The 25,796-nt window shown below is 63.9% G+C and carries 17 protein-coding genes; 10 read left to right on the top strand and 7 right to left on the bottom strand.

What is annotated here, in order from left to right; all coding sequences use genetic code 11:
- Positions 1-5 precede the first annotated feature (5 nt).
- Positions 6-1,328, top strand: a complete 1,323-nt coding sequence (locus VA602_RS21880) for a DEAD/DEAH box helicase (protein ID WP_065861475.1) — start codon at positions 6-8, stop codon at positions 1,326-1,328.
- Positions 1,329-1,489: 161 nt separating this feature from the next.
- Here VA602_RS21880 and VA602_RS21885 read toward each other — a convergent pair whose 3' ends face one another.
- Positions 1,490-1,762, bottom strand: coding sequence for a ribosome-recycling factor (locus VA602_RS21885; RefSeq protein ID WP_323454330.1), 273 nt, complete (start codon positions 1,760-1,762; stop codon positions 1,490-1,492).
- Between the two features lie 155 nt (positions 1,763-1,917).
- Here VA602_RS21885 and VA602_RS21890 point away from each other — a divergent pair, with 155 nt between their 5' ends.
- The 3 genes from VA602_RS21890 to VA602_RS21900 all read left to right on the top strand — a co-directional run bounded on the left by VA602_RS21890 (position 1,918) and on the right by VA602_RS21900 (position 3,991).
- Positions 1,918-2,322, top strand: a complete 405-nt coding sequence (locus tag VA602_RS21890) for a transcriptional regulator (RefSeq protein WP_323454331.1) — start codon at positions 1,918-1,920, stop codon at positions 2,320-2,322.
- Positions 2,323-2,421: 99 nt separating this feature from the next.
- Positions 2,422-3,348: a DMT family transporter gene (locus tag VA602_RS21895; protein ID WP_323454332.1), complete on the top strand. Its 927-nt coding sequence runs from the start codon at positions 2,422-2,424 to the stop codon at positions 3,346-3,348.
- Positions 3,349-3,745: 397 nt separating this feature from the next.
- Entirely contained in the window at positions 3,746-3,991 is a 246-nt protein-coding gene (locus tag VA602_RS21900) for a DUF3077 domain-containing protein (protein WP_200603980.1), read from the top strand.
- Positions 3,992-4,165: 174 nt separating this feature from the next.
- Here VA602_RS21900 and VA602_RS21905 read toward each other — a convergent pair whose 3' ends face one another.
- Positions 4,166-5,338: a YbfB/YjiJ family MFS transporter gene (locus VA602_RS21905; RefSeq protein ID WP_323454333.1), complete on the bottom strand. Its 1,173-nt coding sequence runs from the start codon at positions 5,336-5,338 to the stop codon at positions 4,166-4,168.
- 106 nt (positions 5,339-5,444) lie between these two features.
- Between VA602_RS21905 and ptrR the strand changes: the two genes are divergently transcribed.
- Both ptrR and VA602_RS21915 read left to right on the top strand, forming a co-directional pair.
- Complete coding sequence (ptrR, locus tag VA602_RS21910) at positions 5,445-6,338, top strand: putrescine utilization regulator PtrR (RefSeq protein ID WP_323454334.1); 894 nt, start codon at positions 5,445-5,447, stop codon at positions 6,336-6,338.
- A gap of 124 nt (positions 6,339-6,462) precedes the next feature.
- On the top strand, positions 6,463-6,591 hold the full coding sequence (locus VA602_RS21915) for a PA1414 family protein (RefSeq protein ID WP_256093825.1): 129 nt from the start codon (positions 6,463-6,465) through the stop codon (positions 6,589-6,591).
- A 225-nt stretch (positions 6,592-6,816) separates the two neighbouring features.
- On the opposite strand, the gene VA602_RS21920 is transcribed toward VA602_RS21915, so the two are convergent.
- Positions 6,817-8,196 (bottom strand): sodium:solute symporter, encoded by a 1,380-nt coding sequence (locus VA602_RS21920; protein ID WP_063543766.1) that lies wholly within the window; start codon positions 8,194-8,196, stop codon positions 6,817-6,819.
- 141 nt (positions 8,197-8,337) lie between these two features.
- Complete coding sequence (gene speB / locus VA602_RS21925; protein ID WP_063543768.1) at positions 8,338-9,288, bottom strand: agmatinase; 951 nt, start codon at positions 9,286-9,288, stop codon at positions 8,338-8,340.
- Positions 9,289-9,515: 227 nt separating this feature from the next.
- On the opposite strand from speB, the gene VA602_RS21930 reads away from it, so the two are divergent.
- The 3 genes from VA602_RS21930 (at position 9,516) to VA602_RS21940 (ending at position 13,019) form a co-directional block, all read left to right on the top strand.
- Positions 9,516-10,409: a LysR family transcriptional regulator gene (locus VA602_RS21930; protein WP_054893274.1), complete on the top strand. Its 894-nt coding sequence runs from the start codon at positions 9,516-9,518 to the stop codon at positions 10,407-10,409.
- 140 nt (positions 10,410-10,549) lie between these two features.
- Complete coding sequence (locus VA602_RS21935; RefSeq protein ID WP_323454335.1) at positions 10,550-12,115, top strand: methyl-accepting chemotaxis protein; 1,566 nt, start codon at positions 10,550-10,552, stop codon at positions 12,113-12,115.
- Between the two features lie 304 nt (positions 12,116-12,419).
- Entirely contained in the window at positions 12,420-13,019 is a 600-nt protein-coding gene (locus VA602_RS21940; protein ID WP_323454336.1) for a tRNA-uridine aminocarboxypropyltransferase, read from the top strand.
- Between the two features lie 147 nt (positions 13,020-13,166).
- Here VA602_RS21940 and VA602_RS21945 read toward each other — a convergent pair whose 3' ends face one another.
- The 3 genes from VA602_RS21945 to VA602_RS21955 form a co-directional block, all read right to left on the bottom strand.
- A complete protein-coding gene (locus VA602_RS21945; RefSeq protein WP_054893271.1) occupies positions 13,167-14,522 on the bottom strand; it encodes an HlyD family type I secretion periplasmic adaptor subunit in 1,356 nt (451 codons plus the stop codon).
- Between the two features lie 54 nt (positions 14,523-14,576).
- Positions 14,577-16,712, bottom strand: coding sequence for a type I secretion system permease/ATPase (locus tag VA602_RS21950; RefSeq protein ID WP_323454348.1), 2,136 nt, complete (start codon positions 16,710-16,712; stop codon positions 14,577-14,579).
- 74 nt (positions 16,713-16,786) lie between these two features.
- Positions 16,787-18,160, bottom strand: coding sequence for a TolC family outer membrane protein (locus VA602_RS21955; protein WP_125930456.1), 1,374 nt, complete (start codon positions 18,158-18,160; stop codon positions 16,787-16,789).
- 479 nt (positions 18,161-18,639) lie between these two features.
- On the opposite strand from VA602_RS21955, the gene VA602_RS21960 reads away from it, so the two are divergent.
- Positions 18,640-25,782 carry a retention module-containing protein gene (locus VA602_RS21960; RefSeq protein ID WP_323454337.1) on the top strand — a complete coding sequence of 2,381 codons (7,143 nt, stop codon included), beginning with the start codon at positions 18,640-18,642 and terminating at the stop codon, positions 25,780-25,782.
- The last annotated feature ends 14 nt before the right edge of the window (positions 25,783-25,796 follow it).

The following is a 25,796-nucleotide window of genomic DNA, read 5'->3' on the forward strand; positions in this document are numbered from 1 at the left end:
CACCCGTGTTTTCCCAATTCGCCCTGCACGAACGCCTGCTCAAAGCCGTGGCCGAGCTGAAATTTGTCGAGCCGACCCCGGTGCAGGCGGCGGCCATTCCCCTGGCCCTGCAAGGGCGTGACCTGCGGGTCACAGCGCAGACCGGCAGCGGCAAGACCGCAGCTTTCGTGCTGCCGCTGCTCAACCGCCTGGTCGACCTGAGCGGGCCGCGGGTCGAGATCCGTGCGCTGATCCTGCTGCCGACCCGCGAGCTGGCGCAGCAGACCCTCAAGCAGGTGCAACTGTTCTCGCAGTTCACCTACATCAAGTCCGGCCTGGTCACCGGCGGTGAAGACTTCAAGGAACAGGCGGCGATGCTGCGCAAGGTGCCGGACGTGCTGATCGGCACGCCAGGTCGCCTGCTCGAGCAGCTCAATGCCGGCAACCTCGACCTCTCCCATGTGCAGGTGATGATCCTCGACGAAGCCGACCGCATGCTTGACATGGGCTTTGCCGAAGACATGGAGCGCCTGTGCAAGGAGTGCGAGAACCGCGAGCAGACCCTGCTGTTCTCCGCCACCACCGGCGGTGCAGCGCTGCGCGACATCATCGGCAAGGTATTGAAAGACCCTGAGCACCTGATGCTCAACAGCGTCTCGCAACTGGCCGAAGGCACTCGCCAGCAGATCATCACCGCCGACCACGACCAGCACAAGGAAGCGATCGTGCAGTGGTTGCTGGCCAACGAGACCTTCGACAAGGCGATCATCTTCACCAACACCCGCGCCTTGGCCGACCGCATTTACGGTCACCTGGTGGCCAAGGATGTGAAGGCGTTCGTCCTGCACGGCGAGAAAGACCAGAAGGACCGCAAGCTGGCCATCGAGCGCTTCAAGCAGGGCAGCTCCAAGGTGCTGGTGGCCACCGACGTGGCGGCCCGTGGCCTGGACATCGACGGCCTGGACCTGGTGATCAACTTCGACATGCCGCGCAGTGGTGACGAGTACGTGCACCGCGTGGGCCGTACCGGCCGTGCCGGTGGCGAAGGCCTGGCGATCTCGCTGATCACCCACAACGACTGGAACCTGATGTCGAGCATCGAGCGCTACCTCAAGCAGCAGTTCGAGCGCCGCGTCATCAAGGAGGTCAAGGGCACCTACAGCGGGCCGAAGAAGGTCAAGGCTTCGGGCAAGGCAGTGGGCGCGAAGAAGAAAAAGGTCGACAAGAAGACCGGCGAGAAGAAGACCGCCGCCAAGCGTAAACCAACCGCCAAGCCGCGCCCGAACGCGCCGCTGGCCAGCTCCGATGGCCTGGCACCGCTGAAGAAGCGTACGCCGAAGGCGGAGTAACCCCAGCACCTGTCTTGTTCAAAATCTTAAGGCCAGCCCAATCCCCCTGTGGGAGCGGGCTTGCCCGCGAACACGGGCGTAGCCCGTGCCAGGCTGCGCGGTGTCTTTTTCGCGGGCAAGCCCGCTCCTACAAGTGGTATGCGGTGCACGGCAGCTTTGATTCAACCCGCCTTTTGCTCCGCCTCTTTCAACTCCTTCACCCGCTTGTCGATCAGCTGGCATTTGTCTGGCAAGTCCTTGCTCGCCGTTCCCAGCTCCATGCCCTGGAGCTCATCATTTATCTCCTTGGCCTTCTGCGGGTTCTGCTCGGTCAGTTGAGTCACCAGCTTGGCCAGTTCTTCGCGCTTTTGCGTGGCTTCTTCCGGTGTGCAGGCCCAGGCGGGCAGGGCGCAGGACAGGGTGGCGAAGAAGGCGATGCGGCATAACGTATTCATTGAGATGGCCTCTGTGAGGGTTGTTCGGTTGAGGTTGGACGAGGCTGATAAGTTCAGATCGCTCAACGCTATGGCGAAGTAACTCGGCTGAACGGATACGGCAGGCCTCCGGTCCCATGCTGTGTACCCACCGTCCACAGCAAGAGGCCACTGCCATGAGCACCTACGACTGGGACCTGATCGAACGCTTGCTGCACGAGGTGCAGAACGGCGCAGGTCAAAGCTTCACGCCACGCCCCTACGCCGAGCAGCATGCTGCGGCGATGGCCGCCAAGGGCCAGCCGGTGGGCGATCTGGATCAGCTGAAAACCCGCGCCTGTGAATACGAAAAGCTGCTGTTCCAGCGCGGCTTCATCGAAAGCCGGCCTGAAGAGGATGGCGGCAATGGTGAGAACTTCGTGCTCACCGAGAGGGGCTCGCGCCTGCTCAGCCTCATCGACAGCGCGATTCCAGGAGCGGACAGCCCACGCTCGAAGCTGGATCAGCAGGCAGATGCGCTGGATGAGTCCACCTTCGATCAGGTCTCGAGCAAGCCGCAGATCACACCAGGTGCGATTTAGGCTGGTATCAGCGGGGCGGGCGCACCGATAATCGGCAATGGATCCATTTTCCGACTGCCGAGCGTTGCCCATGCCCCTGACCCGCTACGAGGCCCGCCTATGAGCGCGGCCCGCAAGAACACCGACGCCTTTGCCCTGCAGGTGATGCTGGGGTTGTGCCTGATCTGGGGCTCCCAGCAGGTGATGATCAAATGGGCTGCCGTGGATATCGCGCCGGTGATGCAGGCGGCGTTTCGCTCCGGTATCGCTGCGGTGCTGGTCGGGCTGCTGATGTGCTGGCGGGGCGGCTGGGCGCAGTTGGGCAGCACCTGGCGCGCGGGTTTGCTGGCCGGGGCGTTGTTCGGGCTGGAGTTCTTGTTCATCGCCGAGGGGCTGAAGCTGACCTCGGCGGCGCATATGTCGGTGTTTCTCTACACCGCCCCGGTGTTCACCGCGCTGGGGCTGCACTTCATGTTGCCCAGCGAGCGTCTGCGTTTGTTGCAGTGGCTGGGGATTGCGCTGGCGTTTGCTGGGATTGCCCTGGCCTTTGCGGGCGGGCTGTCGCTGGATCAACTCGATGGGCGGGTGCTGCTCGGCGATGCCATGGCGGTGCTGGCCGGGCTGATGTGGGGTGCGACCACGGTGGTGGTGCGGGCTTCGCGGCTGTCGGAGGCGCCGGCGACCTTGACGCTGTTCTACCAGCTGATGGTGGGCTTCGTCGGCTTGCTGCTGATGGCGTTGTTCAGCGGGCAGATCGGTGCGGTGTCGTTCACGCCGTTGGCACTGGGCAGCGTGCTGTTCCAGGGGTTGGTGGTGTCGTTCTTCAGTTACCTGACCTGGTTCTGGTTGCTGCGCCAGTACCTGGCGTCGAACCTGGCGGTGTTTTCGTTCATCACGCCGTTGTTCGGGGTGACGTTCGGGGTGCTGTTGCTGGATGAGCCGCTGAGCGTGAATTTTGTGGTGGGGGCGGCGATGGTGCTCGGTGGTGTGGTGCTGGTGAGTGCCGAGCCTTGGGTGCGGCGGCAGTTGCGCCGGGTGGTGGGGTAGAGCGTGCTGTGGCGTGTCTGATTTTTCCTAATTCTCGGGCGCCGGTTTCAGGTTTTGAGTCGTTAGGATCTATCCTACGCAGCTTGCGGAAGCGTCTTAATTGTCGTGGAAATGCGTCAGGGATAACTTCGCCGGGTCGTCCAAACGACAGGGTGTGAGAACCCTAATCACGATAGCGTCCGCTCTGCTATGGCAGCCGTGCGCGGGCAGGTTCGTCCTGACCGGTTCCCCTATCGTGGCCGGGTTCTCACCCCGCGTACGACTGCCACCCAATCCTGTGAGAACGAGCGAGTGGCAGTTCCTGTTTTTCACGATGGGAGTCATGCCATGAAAAAGCTCGTCCCCGATCCACCCCGCCTAACGCACATTCCCCACACCACAGTGAGGAGATGTGACCATGTCTGATCTATCCAATGGCTACACCACCGCAGGTGTGGCGACTTTCCTGGACATGTACCGCGTACAACCTGGCATTCCTTTCGAGCGGGTGCTGGAAGAAGTGTCGGTGATCCTTGGCTGTGTCCGCGAATTGAGCGAGCAGGAACAGGTGGACCCGGTGAGCATCACCGCGCTGCACTACCTGAGCGCGATGGCGAAGGCGTTGTTGAACGACCTGGAGGTTGGGCGTAACTCGGTGCATTGAGGCCACAGCCCGGCTATGAAACCGCCTCGACTTGTAGGAGCGGGCTTGCCCGCGAAGAAGATATCGCGCTGCCTGGCACGGGCTACGCCCGTGTTCGCGGGCAAGTCGGGGCGCCGAACCGCCGCTCCCACAGGGCCTGGGCTGGTATCTAGATTTTGAGCAAGACAGCTGCTCCTACACAGGGGTCGCCAGTTGCTCGGCGGCGCGTTGATCCGATCTGCTTGTCGCCACCAGCAACCCGGCGACCCCCAGTCCCGCAGCCGCCAGCAACAGTGCGGGTTGCAGCCCGCCGCTGAAGTGGTTGCTCAGCGCGGCCAGCAAGGGGCCGCTGAGTTGGCCGAGGGCGAAGCAGGCGGTCAGCAGGCCGGCGTTGCGCTGGGTGGCGTGGGGCGCGAGCTCTCGCGAACGCTGCATCACCAATTGCATGCAGGCCAGGAACGGCGCACCGCACAGCAGTACCCCGAGCCCCAGACCAATCCCGCCGCCCAGCAGGCAGGCCAGCACACCCAAGGCTTGCAGCCAGAGCGTGGCGGTCAGCCAGACGCTGGTGCGACCCGGGCCGCGCAGGCTGACGATCACCACGCCAAGCGCTGCAGCAAGGCCGAAGCCGGGCCAGAACAGGTCGGCAAGCCATTGCCCCTGGAACTGCTGGCTGGCCATCTGCGAGAGGAAGGTGGCGGGGAGGATGTAGCCGACACCGTACAACGCATAGACCACCGCCAAGCGGGCGATGCCGCCCTGGCGTGGATGAGTCTGTACTGGCGCGTTAGTGGTCGCAGGCGTCAGCAGGTGGGCGCGCGGCAGCCACGGCAGCACAGCCAGCAGCATCACCAGCGCGGCCACCGAGTACATCAACCACAGCGCCGCCGAGTCGAGGCTGAGCAGGTGCGCACCGAGTGCGAGGAAACCGGTGATGGCGATCCCCACGCCTGGGCCAGCGAACACCAGTGCGCCGAGTCGCGCGCGACCATGGCTGCTGGCCACGTGCTGGCTGAGGCTGGTCAGCATCACCAATGCCCAGGCGCTTGCCACACCGGTGCCGAAGCGCAGCAGCAGGTGGCTCCAGAATCCGTTGGCAGCCCAGGAGGCCAGGGTCAGCAGCACGCACAACCACAGCCCGGCATGCAGGCGTAGGCGCACCTGGTGCGGGTGGCGGGCGAACATGCCGTCCACGGCACCCATGAAATAGCCGAGATAGTTGGCAGCGGCCACCAGGCCGCCTGCGGTCAGGTCGAACTGGCCCTCGGCAATCAGGCGGGGCATCTGCGGGGTCAGGGCGAAGCGGCCGATGCCCATGGCCATCATCAGTGCGACGGCACTGGCCATGAGTTGCAGTAGGGGCGACATGGTAAGACTCCTGCGCAGTGGTAAGCGATGGATGGCAGGTTAGGAGTTCTTGACTTTCAATAAAATTGAATAATGATGATCAAGTTGTTCTGTTTTGGAGAATGTCGTGGACTTCAGCCAATTGCGGATCTTCCAGGCCGTCGCCGAGGAGGGGTCAGTGACTCGCGCCGCCGAGCGCCTGCACCGGGTGCCGTCGAACCTGTCGACGCGCCTGCGTCAGCTCGAGGAGCAGCTGGGCGTGGAGTTGTTCCTGCGCGAGCGTCAGCGCTTGCAGCTGTCGCCGGCCGGCAGGGTGTTGCTGGACTATGCGCACAGGCTTTCGGTACTGCGCGATGAAGCCATGGCGGCGGTGCAGGGTGGTCAGCCAGCTGGGGACTTCATCATCGGGACCATGTACAGCACGGCGGCCATCCAGCTTCCGGCGTTGCTTGCGCGGTACCATCAGGCCTATCCGGCAGTGAACCTGCAGGTGCAGGCCGCGCCCAGTGGCGAGGTGTTGCAGGGCCTGCTCGAGCGCCGTCTGGACGCGGCGTTGGTGGATGGCCCGCCGGGGCTGGCCGGGCTCGATGGCGTGCCGTTGTGCGAGGAACGGCTGGTGCTGATCACCAGCCCTGAGCATCCGCCGGTGCACAGTGCGCGTGATGTGGCCGGGCGTTCGGTGTTCACGTTCCGCCAGGGGTGTGCCTACCGCATGCGTCTGGAGGCCTGGTATGCGCACGACCACACGCCAATGGGGCGAGTGATGGAGATCGAGTCGTACCAGGGCATGCTGGCGTGCGTGATCGCGGGGGCGGGGGTGGCGATGATGTCGCAGTCGATGCTCGACAGCCTGCCGGGCCGCGAGCGGGTCAGCGCGCATCCGCTGCAGGCGCCGTTCGATCATGCCGAGACCTGGCTGATGTGGCGCCAGGGTATGTGCGGGGCGAATTTGCAGGCGTGGATCGACCTGCAACAAGGTGAAACAGTAAACCGGCTGTCGGAGTACGGCGTTTCCGCTTGATCTGCGGCAAAATCGCCCATATCTGTAAGATTAGACGCAGGCGATATACAGAACATGGGACTATGATCTGTATGAAGCATCGCAGGACTGATTTGCCGCAAGGCTGACCCGTGAAGGGGGCACTATGAACAAGCGCATGTACAACTGGCTCCACGACCTTGCCGTCGCCCTTGGCCTGGTACCGCCGCCATTGCAACCGGTACCGATCCCCACCGACGAAGAACAGCGCAAGCGCCAGCCGCGTCGGCGCTGATTAGCGCAGGAAAAAGGCCGCTGCATCCTTGGGGGATGCGGCGGCCTTTTGCGTTTTTGCAAGGGGGATCTGTGGTGTGGCTTTCGCAGTGCATGGCACCGGCTTCGCCGGTGATCGCGGGACCAGCCCGCTCCTACAGGGATTGGGCTGACCTTTAGATTTTGAACAGACAGCTGCTTCCACAGGGTAGGGGCGGGCTGGTCCGGAGATTTTCTGCCCTGGAGATCAGGCCAGGTTCACCGCCGCCGTCGGTTTACGCGACATCAGGCTGACCACGACAAAGCTCACCAGGCCCACCGCCAGGCTGTAGTAGATCGGCGAGTTGGCATCCAGGCCGTCCTTGAACATGAAGAACAGCGCGGTGGCAAAGCCCAGCGACATGCTGGCGATTGCGCCTGGAGTGGTGGCGCGTTTCCAGAAGATCGCCCCGATCAGCGGGATCAGCATGCCACCAACCAGCAGGTTGTAGGCCAGGGTGAGGGCACTGATCACATCGTTCACCGCCAGGGCGATCACCAGCACGGCCACGCCAGTGAGCAGGGTGAACAGGCGGTTCACGCCCAGGCTCGAGCGCTTGCCACCACGCAGCTTGGGCAGCAGGTCTTCGGTCAGGGTGGTGGACGCCGCCAGCAGGCCGGCGCTTGCGGTCGACATCATCGCCGCCAGTGCCGCCGCCATCAGCAGGCCACGGATGCCGTCGGGCAGGGTGGTCTTGATCATCTCGGCGAAGGCGTTGTTCGGGTTGGCCAGGTCTGGCATCAGCACGTGGGCGGCCATGCCGATCAGCGCGCAGGCCAGGCCGTAGATCACGCAGTACACGCCTGCGGCGGTGCCGGCGCGCTGGCAGACTTTCTCGTCACGTGCGGTGAACACACGCTGCCAGATGTCCTGGCCGATCAGGATGCCGAAGAAGTAGATCAGGAAGTAGGTGATGATGGTGTCCCAGCCGATCGTGGTGAGCTGGAAGCTCGCCGCCGGCAGCTTGGCCACCAGTGCATCCCAGCCACCGGCCTTGTACAGGCACACCGGCAGGAGGATGAACATCAGGCCCACGGTCTTGATGACGAACTGCACGATGTCGGTGAGGGTCAGCGACCACATGCCGCCGATGGTCGAGTAGACCACCACCACGCCACCGCCGAACAGCAAGGCCATCCAGAACGGCACATCGAGCAGCACTTGCAGCACGGTGCCCATGGCCAGCGTGGAGACCACGCCGATCATCAGCGCGTAGGCCAGCATGATCACTGCACTGGCCTGGCGCGCCATCGGGTTGTAGCGGCGCTCCAGGACCTGGGTCACGGTGAAGATGCGCAGGCGCAGCAGCGGTTTGGCGAGGAACAGGTTCAGGGCGATGATGCCCAGGCCCAGGGCCGCGCACAGCCAGAAACCGGAAATGCCGTGGACATAGCCCAGGCGCACGGTGCCGACGGTGGATGCACCGCCGAGCACGGTGGTGGCCATGGTGCCCATGTAGAGGGTCGGGCCGAGATTGCGTCCGGCGACCAGGTAGTCTTCGTGGGTCTTCGCACGCCGCATGCCGTACCAGCCAAGCCCGAGCATGCCAGCGGCGTAGATCAGTACAACAATGATGTCCAAGGCCATGGGTGTCTCCGATTATCTTTATTATGCGAGATCGATCGCTCGGACGCTCTCACCGCGTCCGGCGCTCCTCATCGAGTGTTGGCGGGCCTCTATGGCCCTGTCCCACGGCTCCTGCCTGGGTATTGCAGGTGTTTCAGGTGATCAGCGACGCACTACGCCGGGAAGCACGCAGAGCATTTCGAACAACAGGTTGGCGCCCAGCAGCGAGGTGTTGCCGGTGGTGTCGTACGGTGGCGAGACCTCGACCAGGTCGCAGCCGATCAGGTCCAGGCCGTGGCAACCGCGGATGATTTCCATCGCCTGGATGGTGGTCAGGCCACCGATTTCCGGGGTGCCGGTGCCTGGCGCCCAGGCCGGGTCGATGCCGTCGATGTCGAACGACAGGTACACCGGGCCACCGCCGACCTTCTCGCGCACTTCGGCCATCAGCGGCTCCAGCGACTTGTGCCAGCACTCTTCGGCTTGCACAACGCGGAAGCCCTGGCGGCGGCTCCAGTTGAAGTCATCGGCGGTATAGCCCTGGGCGCGCAGGCCGATCTGCACTACGCGGTCGCAGTCCAGCAGGCCTTCCTCGACAGCGCGGCGGAAGGTGGTGCCGTGGGCGATCTTCTCGCCGAACATATGATCGTTGACGTCGGCGTGGGCGTCGATGTGCACCAGGCCGATCTTGCCGTGCTTTTTATGCAGGGCGCGCAGGATCGGCAGGGTGATGGTGTGGTCGCCACCCAGGGTCATGGGTATGACGTTGTGTTCGAGGATCTCGTCGTAGGCTTCTTCGATGATGCGTACGGCGTCGAGCAGGTTGAAGGTGTTGATCGCCACGTCACCGATGTCGGCGACCGACAGCGAGTCGAACGGGGCGGCGCCGGTGGCCATGTTGTACGGGCGGATCATCACCGATTCGGCGCGGATCTGCCGCGGGCCGAAACGGGTGCCGGAGCGCAGCGAGGTGCCGATGTCCAGCGGCACGCCGATGAAGGCGGCGTCCAGGCCTTCGGCGCTTTGCAGGTGGGGAAGACGGAGCATGGTGGCGATGCCGCCGAAACGCGGCATTTCGTTGCCGCCCAGTGGTTGGTGGAGAATCTTGTCCACGGTGGGCCTCATCAGTCGGTCGATTGTTCTGTTTGTTCGAACCTGTGTCGCGGCACGCTCGGCAAGCGCGAAGACGCCGGCGACCAGGGACATTTCGGCCAAGTCTGCGCAAGGTAGTGCGCCGGAAGAATCGCTACCGACAAATACTTACTTCAGGAATTTCTGAACTATCGCGACGAAGGCGCGGTAGACTCTGACGGATTTCCAGTCTGCGGAACCTGTGCGCCATGGCCTCATCGCTGCCCGACCTGAAACTGCTGCGCATCTTCGTCAGCGTGGTGCGTCACCAAGGTTTCGCCAACGCCCAGCGTGACCTCAACCTTTCCACGTCGGCCATCAGCACCTACATGAGCCAGCTGGAAAGTGCCCTGGGCCTGGTGCTGTGCCACCGCGGCCGTGGTGGTTTCAGCCTGACCAGCAAGGGTGAGCTGTTCCACCAGGAGACCTTGCGCCTGCTGGGCGAGCTCGACGGTTTCGAGCAATACGCTGCGGCGCTCAAGGGTGAGCTGCGCGGCACCCTCAACCTGGGGGTGATCGACTCCACCGTCGGCGATCGCGCGCTGCCCCTGGCCGAGGCGATCGGCGCCTACAGCCAGGAGCACCCGGCCGTGCATTTGCACCTGTCGGTTTCCAGCCCTTACGAGCTGCAGCTGGGTGTGCAGGACAACCGCCTGGACCTGGCCATCGGCGCCTTCTCTTCGCGCATGAGCGGCCTGGTGTACCAGCCGTTGTACCGCGAGCAGCACTGGCTGTACTGCAGCAGCCGCCACCCGCTGTTCAACGAGCGGCGCATTCCGGCGCAAGTCATCACCCAGCAGCGCATGGTCGGGCGCGGTTACTGGAGCCAGGCGGAGCTGGCTCGTCACGGCTTCAAGCACAGCGCCGCGACCGTGGAAAGCATGGAGGCGCAGTTGATCCTGATCCTGTCCGGTGCCTACATCGGTTACCTGCCCGAGCACTATGCCCAGGCCTGGGCCGACAAAGGTGATCTGCGAGTGTTATCGCCGTCTACCTTCGGCTACCAGGCGCCATTTTCGTTGATCATCCGGCGTGGGCGCAGCCGCGAACCGTTGATCCAGACCTTCCGCGACCTGCTCAAGTCGCAGTTGAATGTGGGCTGATCGGCGTTGCCGAAAATACATTCCATCAGGTCGGGAACTTTTCTTACAAATGCTGATCCCGCACGTGAAAATGCTCTGCTAAACCTTTACTTACTTTGATGAAATTTCCCCCTCGTCTAGACAAGCAAGGACCGCCCGAGATGCGCACGAATCTGCCCGTAACCGAGCATGAAAGAACGTTCTCCAGCGAGCAGCGGTTGATTTCCACCACCGACCTGAATAGCCGGATCACCTACTGCAACGATGCATTCGTGGCGATCAGCGGATTCACCTACGACGAGTTGGTGGGGCAGCCGCACAACCTGGTGCGCCATCCCGACATGCCGCCGTCGGTGTTCGGCCAGATGTGGGAAACCATCAAGCAGGGCAAGCCGTGGATGGGGGTGGTGAAGAATCGCGCCAAGAACGGCGATTTCTACTGGGTCAGCGCCTATGTCACGGCGGTCTACGAGAACGGCCGCATCAGTGGCTACGAATCGGTGCGTTCGGTGCCGACCCGCGAACAGATTCGTCGTGCCGAAGCGTTGTACGCACGCCTGCGGGCCGATCGCTCGCCAGTGCCCTGGGCCGCGCGGCTGGCGCATGGCCTGGGGACTGGCTGGCCACTGGTGGGTGCCGGGCTGATTGCGGCGGCAGGCTACCTGTGGCTACCGCCCTATGCGGCGCTGGGCCTGCTGATGGTCAGCCTGTTCAGTGCCTGGTACCTGATCGAGCACCGGCAGAACCAGGCCATCCGCCGTACCCTGGCCGAGCATCCCAAGGCCTTCACCAGCCCGCTGGTTGCCCTGACCTACAGTGACAACCCCGGTCTGCGCGGCCAGCTCGACCTGGCGATCATCAGCGAAGAGGCACGTCTGCAGACTGCGCTCACGCGGCTGGTGGACGCTGGCGTTGGGGTCAAGTCACGGGCCGCACAGTCAGCGGAACTGTCTGATGCCCAGGCGCAGATGCTCGACCGGCAGCGCAGCGAAACCGACCAGTCGGCCACCGCCATCGCGCAGATGGCGGCGACCATCCAGCAGGTCACCCATAACGTGCAGAGCACCGCCCATGCGGCCGGCGATGCCGACCAGCTGGCGCAGCAGGGCAGTGACCTCGCCCAGCAGAGCCTGCGGGCCATGGGCAGCATGAGCGAGGCGGTGAACGACATCGGCCAGGCGGTCAATGCCCTGGCCGAGCAGACCCAGTCGATCGGCAGTGTGGTGGATGTGATCACCTCGATCGCCGAGCAGACCAACCTGCTCGCGCTCAATGCCGCTATCGAAGCGGCGCGTGCCGGGGAGCAGGGCAGGGGCTTTGCGGTGGTGGCCGACGAGGTGCGTTCGCTGGCCCAGCGCACCCGCACCTCCACCGAGGAAATCCACCAGATCATCGCCTCGCTGCGGGCCGGTGCCGAGCGTGCGGTGAGCAGCGCCAGCCGCGGTGAGCAGATTTCCCGCGACAGCGTGCATAGCGTCGAGGCGGTGCAGTCGGCGCTGACCGGTATCGTCCAGGCGGTGAGCCGCATTACCGGCATGAGTCAGCAGATGGCGACCGCGTCCGAGCAGCAGAGCCATGTGGCGGAGGATATCAACCAGCAGATCGTGCGCATTGCCCACCTGTGCGACGAAAGCGCCGGGCAGGCGAAGCAGGGCGCCGAGATCAGCCAGGACCTGGAGCGGATGGCGGAGTACCTGCATAGCCTGGCGGAGCGGTTCAATCGTTAGAGGGGTATGGCGACGCCGACAAACCTGCTCCTGCCAGGTACTGCGATCTGCTGGATGTCGCGAAAGGGCTGCGTAGCAGCCCTGTGCATCCTGTGTAGCTGCACAGATCCTGGGGCCGCTGCGCGGCCCATCGCGGGACAAGCCCGCTCCCACAAGTGCACCACATGCCTCGAACGCGGTGCTGTCCTGTGGGAGCGGCGGTTCGGCGTCCTGACTTGTCCCGCGAATGGCCCGCAAGGCGGGCCCCGATTTCCGGCATATAGCCCCGGCATATGGCAAAATCCCTCCGCCAACGGAGACCCCCATGCCCAGACCCCGCTGCGAGCGCTGCCAGCGCCCGCTCGCCCATTGCCTCTGCCCACTGATCCCATCACTCGACAGCCGCACCCGCGTGGTCCTGCTGCAGCACCCCAGTGAAACCAGCCACGCCCTGAACACCGCACGCCTGGCAGCGTTGGGGCTGCGCAATGCGGAGCTGTTGATTGGTGAGGTCTTCGAGGATCTGCCCGCACTGCTGGCCACTCCCGGCTATCGTCCGGTGCTGCTGTTCCCGGGCGAGCAGGCCGAGGTGGTGTCGGCCTATGGCGAAGGCGATGCGTTGCCGTTGCTGCTGATCGTCCCAGACGGGACCTGGCGCAAGGCACGCAAGTTGCTGTACCTCAACCCGCTGCTGGAGGAACTTCCGCGGGTGACGCTCGGCCAGGTCCAGCCATCGCGCTACCGACTGCGCAAGGCGCCGGAGGCGGGTGCGGTGTCGACCATCGAGGCGGTGGTGCAGGTGTTGAATATGTTGGAGCAGCCCGCGAATTTCGATGAATTGCTCAGGCCGTTCGAGGCATTGATCGAGGGGCAGATCAGCGCCATGGGGGCTGAGACCTTTGCTCGGAATCATGGGGAAGGATGACAGATTGGCGGGGGCCTTTTCGCGGGCAAGTCGCAGCGGCGAACCGCCGCTCCCACAAATTGGACTGCCCCATAGCATTCTGAATGCTGTGGGGCCCCTGTGGGAGCGGGCTTGCCCGCTAAAAGGCCACCACCAGTCCCACGGCCCTCACCGCTCACGCATCGCCTCGGTCCTAGCCTTCATCACCGGCTTGAGCAGGTAATCCAGCACGCTCTTCTGCCCGGTGATGATGTCCACCGTCGCGGTCATCCCCGGGATGATCAGCAGCGGCTTGTTGTCCCCGCCCAAATGGTTCTTCTCGGTGCGCACCTGGATCAGGTAGAACGCATTGCCCTTGTCGTCGGTGACGGTGTCGGCGCTGATCAGCTCGAGCGTGGCTTTGAGCCCGCCATAGATGGTGTAGTCGTAGGCACTGAACTTGACCATCGCCACCTGCCCCGGATGCAGAAACGCCACGTCCTGCGGGCGCACCTTGGCTTCGATCAGCAGGTTGTCCTCGATCGGGACGATCTCCACCAGGTCGCTGCCGGGCTGGACCACGCCGCCGATGGTGTTGACCTTGAGCAGCTTGACGATGCCGCGTACCGGCGACACCACGGTGGTGCGGTTGACCCGGTCGTCGATGGCGATGCTGGTGGCGGTGATCTTCGACAGCTCCGTGCGCTTGTCGTTGAGCTCCTTGGCGGCGTCGGAGCGAAAACTCGCGTCGGACTCCTGGATCTTGCTGCGGATCTCGGCGATGGCCGCTTCGGCGCGGGGGATGGCGAGGTTGGTCGCGTTCAGTTGGCCGCGCGCTTCGACGCTGCGCTGCTTGAGGCGCAGGATCTCCACCGGCGAAATGGCGCCCTTGCTCACCAAGGGTGATGACATGTCCAGCTCCTGCTGCAGCAGCCCCACAGCCGAGCGGTACTGCTCGACCTTTGAGCGGAATTCGGCGAGTTCCTGGGTCTTTTGCCGCAGTTGTTCGTTGAGCGTCTGCTTCTCGCTGGCGAGCCGGCGCTGGCGTGATTGATAGAGGGCGATTTCGTCTTCGGCCACCTGCGGTGCCTTGGCGCGGACTTCTTCCGATAGCGCGAAGGGTCGCCCTTCGGCTTCGGCCGACAGGCGCTCGACCTGTGCGGTCAGCGCATAACGGTCGGCTTCGCTCTCGCCCTTGTTCGACTTGAAACGGGTGTCGTCCAGGCGCAGCAGGGTGGCGCCCTTGTCGACCATCTGCCCTTCGCGCACGAAGATCTCGGTGACGATGCCGCCTTCGAGGTTCTGGATCACCTGCACCTTGCTCGAGGGGATGGCCTTGCCTTCGCCGACCGTGACCTCGTCGAGCACGGCGAACTTGGCCCAGACCAGGGCCACCAGCAACAGCGCTGCTGCCAGCCACACCGTGATGCGCGACAGGCGCGGCGAGTCCTGCAGGGTGGCACCTGCCAGCTCCGGCATGTAGTCGCGCTCGGCATGCTTGTCGGCTCCGGAGAGCTGGCTGCGCACACTATGGCTGAGGGGCATGTCTACCTCCGATGAAAACCACGGTGCCTGTGGCAGCGCCGTCCTTCACGTCGTTTACAGGGCTGCGCCAATACGGCCTTTGCGCAGGGCGTCGATCACCGCGTCCTTCGGCCCGTCGGCCACCACCTTGCCGTTGTCGAGTACCACCAGCCGATCCACCAGGCTGAGCATCGAGCTGCGGTGGGTGACCAGCAGCAGGGTCTTGCCGGGCACCCAGGCCAGCAGCCGTTGGCGCAGCTGGTCTTCGCTGCTGTTGTCCATGTGGCTGGTGGGTTCGTCGAGGATCAGGATCGGCGGCTCCAGCAACAGTGCACGGGCCAGCAGGACGGCCTGGCGCTGGCCGCCGGAGAGCAGTTGGCCGCGCTCGCCCAACGGGCGGTCGAAGCCCTGCGGGTGTTGGCGGGCCAGTTCGCTGACACCGGTCAGCTCGGCGACTTCGAGCATGCGCGCATCGCTGACGTGGCGTGCGCCCAGGGTCAGGTTGTCGCGCAGGCTGCCTGCCAGCAGGGGCATGTCGTGGGCGACATAGCCAAGCTGATTGCGCAGGTCGGCGATATCCAGTTGGCGCAGGTCGAGGTTGTCCAGCAGTACCTGGCCTTCGTCAGGGTGATGAAACCCCATCAACAATCGCCCGAGCGTGCTCTTGCCCGAACCGCTGCGGCCGATGATGCCGATGCGCTCGCCGGGCTTGATCGACAGGTTGATATCGTTCAGTGCGGCGGCGACCTGGCCGGGGTAGCGGAACGTCACGTGGCTGATGCCCAGGCCGCCCTGCAGCACCGTATGCTCCAGCGCCTGCTGACCGGGTTGGCGCTCCTGCGGCAAGCTCATCAGTGCGTCGGTGCTGCGCATGGTCAGTTGTGCTTGTTGGTAGCGGGTGATCAGCCCGGCGATCTGGCCCAGTGGCGCCAGCACGCGGCTGCCGAGCATGTAGCAGGCGACCAGCGCGCCCACGCTGAGGCTGCCAGCGATGATCGAATAGACCCCCGCGACGATGGTGGCCATGCCGCAGAACTGCTGGATGAACAGCGTGCCGTTGCTGGCCATGGCCGACAGGTTGCGGGCGTGGGCGTCGAGACGGGCGATGGCGCCGTTGGTGTGTTCCCACTGGTATTGGCGCTCGCTTTCGGCGCCGCAGGCCTTGAGGGTTTCCAGGCCGCCAAGGGTTTCGATCAGCAAGGCCTGGCGCACGGCGCCGAGGCTCAGGCTTTTCTGCACCGTATCGCGCAGGCGTATCTGGATGAACAACGCCACGCCCACCGCCAGTGGGAAGGCGACCAGCGGGATAACCACCAGCCAGCCGCCGAGCAGGCCGATGACCAGCAACATCAGCACCACGAAGGGCAGGTCGATGATGCTGGTCAGGGTCACGGCGGTGAGGAATTCGCGCAGGCCCTGGAAGTCGTGGATGCTCTGGGCGAAGCCACCGACGCTGGCCGGGCGCGCCTTCATGGCCATGCCGGTGATGCGCTCGAACAGGGTCGCGGAAAGAATCAGGTCGGTCTTCTTGCCGGCCTGGTCCAACAGGTGTGCGCGGACCATGCGCAGCACCAGCTCGAAGGCGGTACCGATGAACAGGCCGATGACCAGCACCCACAGGGTCGAGAGGGCCTGGTTGGGCACCACGCGGTCGTAGGTCTGCATCACGAACAGCGGCACCATCAGCCCGAGCAGGTTGATCAGAAGGCTGGCCAGCAGGGCATCGCTGTACAGCCAGCGCGAATGCTTGAGGGTGTCGCGAAACCAGGCTTCGACCCGTGGCAGCAGTGGCGTACGCAGGTCTTCGAGGGTATGTCGTGGGCGGGCGAACAGGGCTTGCCCGCTGTAGGCCTGCTCCAGCGCCTGGCGCTCGACCCATTGCTCGCCACCTTCGGCCTCGCACGGCAGGATCAGCGCCCGTCCATCTTCGCTCCAGCGTTGCAGCACGGCGCAGCGTCCATCGCCGAGCAGCAACAATACCGGCAGGTTCAGCGCACTGATGGCGCCCAGTTCGCGGCGCAGTACGCGCGCCTGCAGGCCGGCGCGGGCGGCGGCGCGGGGCAGCAGTTCGAGGCTCAGGCGCTGGTCGGCCAGCGGCAGGCCGGCGCACAGGCTGGCACGGCTGGCCGGGCACGCATGAACCTTGCACAGGATCAGCAGGCCATCGAGCAACGGATCATCCGCAGCCAGGTTGGGCTGCGTGCTTTGCATACTGGTCACGATGGCCTACTCCTGCCGCAGTGGACGGGAAGCGGCCGTGGCGTTGCCAGGCCGCGTTGCAGGACCTAGCGCATGTCGGGCAACTGGGCCTCGTTGCGTACGTCGGTCTTGGCGATGGCTTCCGGTGGCAGCGAGATGCGCTGCTTGCTCAGCAGCTCGCCCATGGTCGCCAGCACCCGGTACATGGAGAACTCTTCGGTGTAGCGCACCTCGGTGTAGCGGCGGTTGGCGTTGTACAGCTCGTTCTCGCTGTCGAGCACGTCGAGCAGGGTGCGCTGGCCCAGGCCGAACTGGTCCTGGTAGGCACCGCGTACGCGTTGGGTGGTCTCCGCGTATTCGCGCGCGCTAGGGGTCTGCTTGCGCGCGTTGTTCATGGCGTTCCAGGCCAGGCTCAGGTTCTCGGTGAGCTCGCGCAGGGCATTGTTGCGGATGTCCATGGCCTGGTTGATCTTGTGCGCATCGGACTGCAGGCGCGCCTTGTCGCTGCCGCCACGGAACAGGTTGTAGCTGAGTTCGACGCCGGCCTGCCAGTCGTTGTTGCTGTGGCCGCGCTCGCCGCCCAGGTTGTTGTTGGCGCCGGTGGCCAGCACTGCGTCCAGGCGTGGGTAGAACGGCGACTTGGCCACTTCGTACTGTTTCTCCGCCGCGTTGACATCGGCCTGGGCGGACTTGAGGTACGGGTTGTTCTCGCGCATGCCCTGGCGGGCTTCGTCTAGGGTGCCGGGCATCTGGATCTTGATCGAGGTCGGCGTTTCCAGCTCGTCCGGCTGGCGGCCGATGACGCTGTAGAAGTTGGCCTCGGCGTCGGCCAGGTCGACCTCGGCGGTGTCCAGGTTGTTTTCCGCCAGGGCGCGGCGGGCGCGGGACTGGTCGAGGTCGGCGGTGCTGCCGACACCGCGTTCGCTGCGCAGGCCGATCTGGTCGTTGACGCGCAGGTGCGCCTGCAGGTTGTTCTTGGCCAGGGTCACCAGCTCACGGCGCTTGAGTACTTCCAGGTACACCTCGATGGCACGCAGGGCGACATCCTGGGCGATGGCCTGGGTGTAGTACGCGCGCGAGGTGGCCACTGATTCGGTACGCCCGACTTCGTTGGAGGTGTTGAAGCCGTCGAAGATCATTTGCCGCAGGCGCAGTTCGGACTGTGTGTAGTTGAGGGTTTCCTTGTTGTGATTGCGCGTGCCGTCGGGGTTGATGCCGCGCGTATTGAGGTTGTCCGAGCGCTGACGGCCATAGCCGGCCACCAGGTCGACGGTGGGGAAGTAGCCTCCGCGCGCGAACTTCACATCCTCATCGGCCGACAGCTTGCTGTTGCGATTGGAGCTGATCTGAGGGTGGTAGTCCACGGCGCTCTGGACAGCCTCGGTGATCGACATCGCCTGAGCGTTGGCACAGGCCATGGCCAACAGAATCGCACTGGTGATGGGGGTTAACACGCGCATGGGGTACTTCTCCCTGGTCTTTAAAAAGATCCTGCTATTCGCCAAAAAAATGACGAAAAATTGAGTTGAAACCGTTTCAGGTTTGTAACAACAGAGCTAAGAACATTTAACGGGCGAGCTAAGAAGATTTTTTCATAAGGTCTATGCGAAAAAAAACTTATGCGGTCTAAGCAAACCGAGACATTGTTCTATTCAAGCGCTCGGGTAAATCGGCTGCAGTACCTGATTTCCGGGCTTCTGAGAAAGTTCCAGATTTTTTGCAGCTAAGGACCCTGGAGAGGACAACAACGGCGGAATTTGGCGACAAAAAATTGGCATTAGAATAATGGCCAATTACGACTACCGCACGTGTTGAGCTGTCTTGGTGAAGGTGATTTCTCACCCTTGTGACAGACGCGAGACCCGCAAAGGATCGCTTCCCGCATTACCTGGCCTGTCCGCCACTGCAGAAAGCCAATCGGCAGGGGAGGCGTGCGTTCATGGCTAAATCAATTGGCGTGGTCAGCAAGGTCATAGGTCAGGTATTCGCGGTGGGCAGCGACGGTGCCAAGCGCCTGCTGGTGGAGGGCGATCGGCTGTTCGCGGGCGAGCAGCTGGAAACCGGAGCCGCGGGTGCTGTGGCCGTACGTTTGCACAACGGCGCCGAGCTGACGTTGGGACGAGGCAGCAGCCTGGAGATGACTCCTGACCTGTTGGCCAATCGAGCTCCCCACGTACATGCCCCTGATACGCTGCCCAGCCAGGCGCAGCTCAGCGATGTCGAGCGCCTGCAACAAGCCATTGCCGCAGGTGCCGACCCGACGCAGGAGGGCGAGGCACCCGCCGCCGGGCCTGGCGCCAATGGCGCGCCCGGGGCCTTGGGGGGCGGGCACAGCTTCGTGTTGCTGACCGAAGTGGCCGGGCGGGTCGATCCGACCATCGGCTTCCCTACCGCAGGCTTCAACGGTATTCCGGAACTGGCCAACCGCTACATCGGTACCCTGGATGTCGACAACAATGCAGGGCCGTTCGGGCCTCCGGCCATTCCTCCGATCAATCCTCCTGTAAATCCGCCTGTCACACCGCCGGACAATCCTGTGACCCTGCGCGGGCTCGACCTGAGCCCCGCCGAACTGACCCTCAACGAAGCGAACCTGCCGTTGGGGTCGGCCAGCAACCCGGCGGCCCTGACCCAGTCCGGCAGCTTCACCGTGGTCGCGCCGGATGGTGTGTTCAACCTCAGCGTCGGTGGTATCAACGTGGTGACTGCCGGGGTGGTGACCGGCGTGGGCCAGTCGATCACCACGGGCCTTGGCAACATCCTCACCATCACCGGTTACAACCCGTCCACGGGCGTGGTCAGCTACAGCTACACCCTCACCGGCGCCGAGCAGCATGCGGACGGAGCGGGCAACAACGAACTCGGCGAGCATTTCCCGGTGCTGGTCAGCGACACGGATGGCGATGTGGCCAGTGGTTCGCTGGACGTGATCATTCGCGACGATGTGCCCACGGCGGTCAACGACACCAATGCGGTCACTGCCACCGAGCAGCACACCCAACTTACCGGCAACGTGCTGGACAACGACGTCCAGGGCGCCGATCGGGTGGTCGGCGGCCCCGTGGTAGCCGGTACCTACGTCGGAACCTACGGCACCCTGGTGCTCGCTGCGGACGGCTCCTACACCTACACGCTCAACCCCGAGGATGCGGACTTCAAGAACCTCAACGGTGGCGGACATGGCGTCGAGACCTTCACCTACACCCTGAAGGATGCGGACGGTGACACCAGCAGTGCGACCCTGACCCTGAACATCACCAACCTCGACGATCCGGTAACGCTCGGTGGTCTGGATGTGAAGGGCGGTGAACTGACGGTCTACGAGAAGCACTTGAGCAACGGCAGTGCGCCGGACAGCACCGCCCTGACCCAGAGCGGCAGCTTTACCGTCAGTGCACCGGACGGCCTGCAGACCCTGACGGTCGGCGGTATCAGTGTGGTCAGCGGCGGCCTGGTGGCGGGCTTCCCGCAGTCGCTCACGACCGCGCTGGGCAACACCCTGACCATCACCGGCTACAACCCGACCACCGGCGTGGTCAGCTACAGCTACACCTTGTTCGGTAACGAAGGCCATCCCGTGGGCGAGGGCACCAACAGCCTGAGCGAGCATTTCAGCGTGATCGCCCAGGACACCGATGGCAGCAGCGCCACGGCCACCCTGGATGTGAACATCGTCGACGACGTGCCCCAGGCGCAGCCCGATTCGGCCAGCGTGGTGGAAGGTGGCACGGTCAGCGGCAATGTGCTGCTCAACGATCAGTTGGGCGCCGACCAGGCTGGCACCAGCAATGTGGTGGTGGGCGCGCGGGCGGGGGCCGACACCTCGACCTCGGCCATCGGCAATCTCAATACCGCGATCGGTGGCCTGTACGGCACCCTGACCATCGATGCCGCCGGCAACGCCACCTACCATGCCAACCCGAATGCCGTGGCGCCGGCCGGTGCCACCGATGTGTTCGTCTATACCATTCGCGACACCGACGGAGACGAAAGCACCACCACCATCACCATCAACGTCAAGGACTGCTCGCTGATCGCGGGGCCTAACGATGGCGTGACGGTGTACGAGAAGGCGCTGGACCTGGTGAAGGATGGCAATGACCTGGCGCCGGGTACCGTCACCGGCAGCGCGCCGAGCTCCACCGGCGAAACCGCCTCGGGTAGCCTGGCGGGTTCCGTGAGCGGTGGCGTCGGTGCCCTGACCTATACGCTGGTGGGCAGCGCGGTGGGCCAGTATGGCCAGATCCAGCTCAATGCCGACGGCTCCTACACCTACACGCTGACCTCGGCACCGAAATCGCCGGATAACCTCAATGATGGGCCGAACAGTCTGACCGACAGTTTCACCTACGAGGTGAAGGATTCGCTGGGCAACTCGACCACCAGCACCATCGTCATCACCATCGTCGACGACGTGCCCAAGGCACACAGCGATTTTGCCAATGTCTTCGAGGGCGGCACGGTCAGTGGCAACGTACTGGTCAATGATGTGTTCGGTGCCGATGTGGTGGCCGATGGCAAATACGTGGTCGGGGTTCGCGCAGGCGGGGATACTTCCACGTCGGCCATCGGCCAGCTGGGCGTCCAGGTGGTCGGTCAGTATGGCTACCTGACCCTCGATGCCCAGGGCAACGCGACCTATCACGCCAACCCCGACAGCGTCGCGCCGCCCGGTGCCACGGATGTGTTCGTCTACACCATCCGCGATGCCGACGGTGACGAGAGCACCACCACCATCACCATTGATATCCACGACTGCTCGTTGGTCGCGACGCCTGATGGCGGTGTGACGGTGTACGAGAAGGCGCTGGACCTGGTGAAGGATGGCAATGATCTGGCGCCGGGCAGCGTCACCGGCAGCGATCCGCATTCCCCAGGCGAGACGGCATCGGGCTCGCTGGCCGGGTCGGTGAGTGGCGGTATCGGGGCGATGACCTTCACCCTTGTGGGCAACGCCACGGGGCAGTACGGGCAGATTCAGCTCAATGCCGATGGTTCCTACACCTACACCTTGACCTCGGCGCCGAAATCGCCGGGCAACGTCAACGACGGCGCGAACACGCTGACGGAGTCCTTCACCTACCAGGTGAAGGATTCGCTGGGCAACTCTACCACCGGCACCATTGTCATCAGCATCGTCGACGATGTGCCCAAGGCGCACTGCGATGTGGCCAGCGTGACTGAAGGCGGTGTGGTCAGCGGCAACGTACTGGACAACGACATTGTCGGCGCCGATGTGCGGGGGGACGGCCAGTACGTGGTCGGCGTGCGTGCCGGCTCCGACACCTCGACCTCGGCGATTGGCCAGGTCGGTAGCCAGATCATGGGCCAGTACGGCTACCTGACCCTCGATGCACAGGGCAATGCGACCTACCACGCCAACCCCAACAGCGTGGCCCAGGCCGGCGCTACCGATGTGTTCGTCTATACCCTGCGCGATGCCGATGGCGACGAGAGCACCACGACCATCACCATCAACGTGCACGACAGCAAACTGGTGGCTTGCGAAGACAGCGAAGTGAAGGTGTATGAGAAAGCACTGGACCTGAACAAGGATGGCAACGACCTGGCGGCAGGCAATGTCACCGGCAGCGACCCGCACTCGACAGCGGAAACTGCATCCGGCAGCCTCGCGGGCTCGGTGGGTGGGGGTGTGGGCGCGCTGACCTTCAGCCTGGTGGGCAACGCCACGGGGCAATATGGGCAGATCCAGCTCAATGCCGATGGCTCCTACACCTACACCCTGACCTCGGCACCGAAAACGCCGGGCAACATCAATGATGGTGCGAACAGCCTGACCGAGTCCTTCACTTATCAAGTGACGGACTCCGTAGGTAACTCGACCACCAGCACCATCGTCATCACCATCGTCGACGACGTACCCAAGGCCCATTGCGATGTGACCAGCGTGACTGAAGGTGGTGTGGTCAGCGGCAATGTGCTGGACAACGACATTGTCGGTGCCGATGTGCGGGCAGATGGTCAGTATGTGGTCGGCGTGCGCGCAGGCTCCGATACTTCGACTTCGGCAATTGGCCAGCTTGGCAGCCAGGTCATGGGCCAGTACGGCTACCTGACCCTCGATGCCCAGGGCAATGCGACTTATCACGCCAACCCTGACAGTGTGTCCAAGGCCGGCGCTAGCGACGTGTTCGTCTACACCATTCGCGATGCCGATGGTGACGAGAGCACCACGACCATCACCATCAATGTGCAGGACAGCAAGCTGGTGGCCTGTGAGGACCGTGACGTCACCGTGTACGAGAAAGCGCTCGACCTGGTCAAGGACGGTAACGACCTGGCGGCGGGTACGGTCACGGGTAGCGACCCGCACTCAACGGCGGAAACCGCCTCCGGCAGCCTGGTGGGATCGGTCGGCGGGGGTGTTGGTGCATTGACCTATCGCCTGGTGGGCAATGCTGTCGGCCAGTTCGGGCAAATCCAGATCAACGCCGACGGCTCCTACACCTACACCCTGACCTCGGCACCGAAAACGCCGGGTGGGGCGGACGATGGCGCCAATCGAGTCGTCGAGTACTTCACCTACAAGGCCACCGATTCACTGGGCAACAGTGTCACCAGCAGCATCGCCATTTCCATCGTCGATGATGTGCCCAAGGCCGCGTGCGCCGAGCGCAGCATCACGCCCGGCCAGGTGGACTCCAATATCCTGCTGGTGATCGATGTCTCCGGCAGCATGAACGTTGACTCTGGTGTGCAGGGGCTGAGCCGTCTGGCCTTGGCCAAGCAGGCGATCAACGCCTTGCTCGACAAGTACGACGACATGGGCGATATCAAGGTGCAGATCGTCACCTTCGCCACCGGGGCCTGGGTCAAGACGCCGGTCTGGGTGTCGATCGCCGAGGCCAAGAGCATCGTCGCCGGGCTGACTGCCGATGGTTCGACCTACTACGACTCGGCGGCCACCAAGGCTCAGGAGGCCTTTGCCAGCAGTGGCAAGATCGCGGGGGCGCAGAACATCAGCTACTTCTTCTCCGATGGCGTGCCCACCAATGGCCATTCGATGACCGCCGTGCGCGAAACAGCCTGGGAAAGCTTCCTAGACAACAACGGGATCAAGTCCTACGCCATTGGCCTCGGCACCGGGGTGAACCAGGCCAACCTCGACCCGCTGGCCTACGATGGCAGCAGCCATGTCGACACCGACTCGGTGGTGGTCACCGATCTGAGCCAGCTCAGCGCGGTGCTGTCCGGCACGGTACAAGGTACGCCGATTACCGGCAGCCTTATGAGCGGTGGCCACTTCGGTGCCGATGGCGGCTTCATCAAGGCGCTGCTGGTCGATGGCACCACCTACACCTTCGACCCGAAAGCCAACGCCGGCCAGGGCGGCTATACGGTCGCCGGTGGCCCGGACAAGGCCAGTTTCGACACCACCGGCAATACCCTGTCGATCAAGACAGCGCTCGGTGGCACGCTGCTGGTGGACATGGACACCGGCGAATTTACCTACACGCCGCCGAAGGACACCGGCAGCAGCCAGGTCGAGAAATTCGGCTTCACTGTCAGCGACAACGACGGCGACACCAGCAGTGCCAGCCTGGTGGTGAAGATCAACAGCAACAGCGCCCCGGTGGTGGGGGCCGACCACATCATCACCAACATCGCCGGTGCCAGCGTCACCGTACCGGCCGAGGCGCTGCTGGCCAATGACAGCGATGCGGATCACGATCCTCTGAGCGCTGCACCCATCACCTTCAACACGGGCTTTGCCGACAAGGGCGCGGGCTTCACGGTGGGCAGCCAGGTGCAGACGCTCAAGTTCGACGGCACCGCCAACAAGCCCGAGAACCAGCTCAAGGACCTGGCGCGCAGTGACTTCACTGCGGTCTCGGGTTCCATGACGGCGGCCTTGGTGATTGCTGGCTACCTGGGTTCGATCAGCACCGGCAATGCCAACGATGAGGACACATTGACCGTGACCCTGCGCAAGGGTGAAAGCCTCAGCCTCGACCATGACCGCCCGGCAGGCAACCTGATGCTGGAATGGAAGGATGCCAATGGCAACTACCAGCCCATCGCCGACGGTGGCAGCTTCACGGCCAGCCACGACGGTGTGTACAGCATTCATGTGATCAACAGCGAGAACGCCGTGGGCAACAGCAAGGCGGCGGAGAACTACAAGCTGAGCCTGGTGATCGACTACAGCCATGCCGAAAACGAGGTCTACCAGGGCAGCTACACGCTCAGCGACAACCATGGTGGCAGCGCCTCGGGGGCGGTGGACATCACCTACCAGGCAGGTCACATCTTGCAGGGCACGGCGGGCGACGATGTACTGCTGGCGGGCAATGGCGACGACACCTTGAACGGTGGTGCCGGTCACGATGTGCTGGTGGGAGGGGTGGGGAACGATGCCCTGTATGGCGGGGAGGGGGATGATCTGCTGATCGGTGGCCCTGGCAACGACCTGCTGGACGGTGGGCCAGGCAATGACACCGCCAGCTACGCGTCGGCCACTGCCGGGGTGACGGTCGATCTCGGCCATGTCGGTGCGCAGAACACCGGCGGTGCGGGGCTCGACACCTTGGTCAGCATCGAGAATCTGATCGGCTCGGACTACAACGACACGCTGATCGGCAACGATGGGGACAATGTGCTCAGCGGTGGCCTGGGGGACGACATCCTCATCGGCGGTGGCGGTAACGACATCCTCATTGGCGGGCCAGGCAACGACACACTCACCGGCGGCAGCGGCAACGATACCTTCGTCTGGCAGAAAGGCGACACCGGGCACGACCGGGTGACCGACTTCACGCCGGGCAGCGACCGGCTCGACCTGTCGCAATTGCTGCAGGGCGAGAACGCCACGGCGGCGTCACTGGATGACTACCTGCACTTCAAGGTCAGTGGCAGTGGGGTCAATGTGGTCTCGACCATTGAGGTCAGCAGCGTGGCGGGCGCTGCGGCGACCCAGACCATCGATCTTGCCGGTGTCGACCTGGCCCAGCATTACGGGGTGACGGCGGGAGCGGGGGGCATGATCGCGGCGGGGCACGATACCGCGACCGTCATCAACGGCATGCTCAACGATCATTCGTTGAAGGTGGATACCGTGTGACGACTTGCCTTCTG

It is taken from the genome of Pseudomonas machongensis (assembly GCF_034961125.1).
GTDB lineage: Bacteria > Pseudomonadota > Gammaproteobacteria > Pseudomonadales > Pseudomonadaceae > Aquipseudomonas > Aquipseudomonas machongensis.

Coding starts and splice junctions, on each gene's coding strand:
- VA602_RS21885 (WP_323454330.1), bottom strand. CDS start 1,762: ATGAATACGTTATGCCGCATCGCCTTCTTCGCCACCCTGTCCTGCGCC.
- VA602_RS21890 (WP_323454331.1), top strand. CDS start 1,918: ATGAGCACCTACGACTGGGACCTGATCGAACGCTTGCTGCACGAGGTG.
- VA602_RS21895 (WP_323454332.1), top strand. CDS start 2,422: ATGAGCGCGGCCCGCAAGAACACCGACGCCTTTGCCCTGCAGGTGATG.
- VA602_RS21900 (WP_200603980.1), top strand. CDS start 3,746: ATGTCTGATCTATCCAATGGCTACACCACCGCAGGTGTGGCGACTTTC.
- VA602_RS21905 (WP_323454333.1), bottom strand. CDS start 5,338: ATGTCGCCCCTACTGCAACTCATGGCCAGTGCCGTCGCACTGATGATG.
- VA602_RS21915 (WP_256093825.1), top strand. CDS start 6,463: ATGAACAAGCGCATGTACAACTGGCTCCACGACCTTGCCGTCGCCCTT.
- VA602_RS21920 (WP_063543766.1), bottom strand. CDS start 8,196: ATGGCCTTGGACATCATTGTTGTACTGATCTACGCCGCTGGCATGCTC.
- VA602_RS21930 (WP_054893274.1), top strand. CDS start 9,516: ATGGCCTCATCGCTGCCCGACCTGAAACTGCTGCGCATCTTCGTCAGC.
- VA602_RS21935 (WP_323454335.1), top strand. CDS start 10,550: ATGCGCACGAATCTGCCCGTAACCGAGCATGAAAGAACGTTCTCCAGC.
- VA602_RS21940 (WP_323454336.1), top strand. CDS start 12,420: ATGCCCAGACCCCGCTGCGAGCGCTGCCAGCGCCCGCTCGCCCATTGC.
- VA602_RS21945 (WP_054893271.1), bottom strand. CDS start 14,522: ATGCCCCTCAGCCATAGTGTGCGCAGCCAGCTCTCCGGAGCCGACAAG.
- VA602_RS21950 (WP_323454348.1), bottom strand. CDS start 16,712: ATGCAAAGCACGCAGCCCAACCTGGCTGCGGATGATCCGTTGCTCGAT.
- VA602_RS21955 (WP_125930456.1), bottom strand. CDS start 18,160: ATGCGCGTGTTAACCCCCATCACCAGTGCGATTCTGTTGGCCATGGCC.
- VA602_RS21960 (WP_323454337.1), top strand. CDS start 18,640: ATGGCTAAATCAATTGGCGTGGTCAGCAAGGTCATAGGTCAGGTATTC.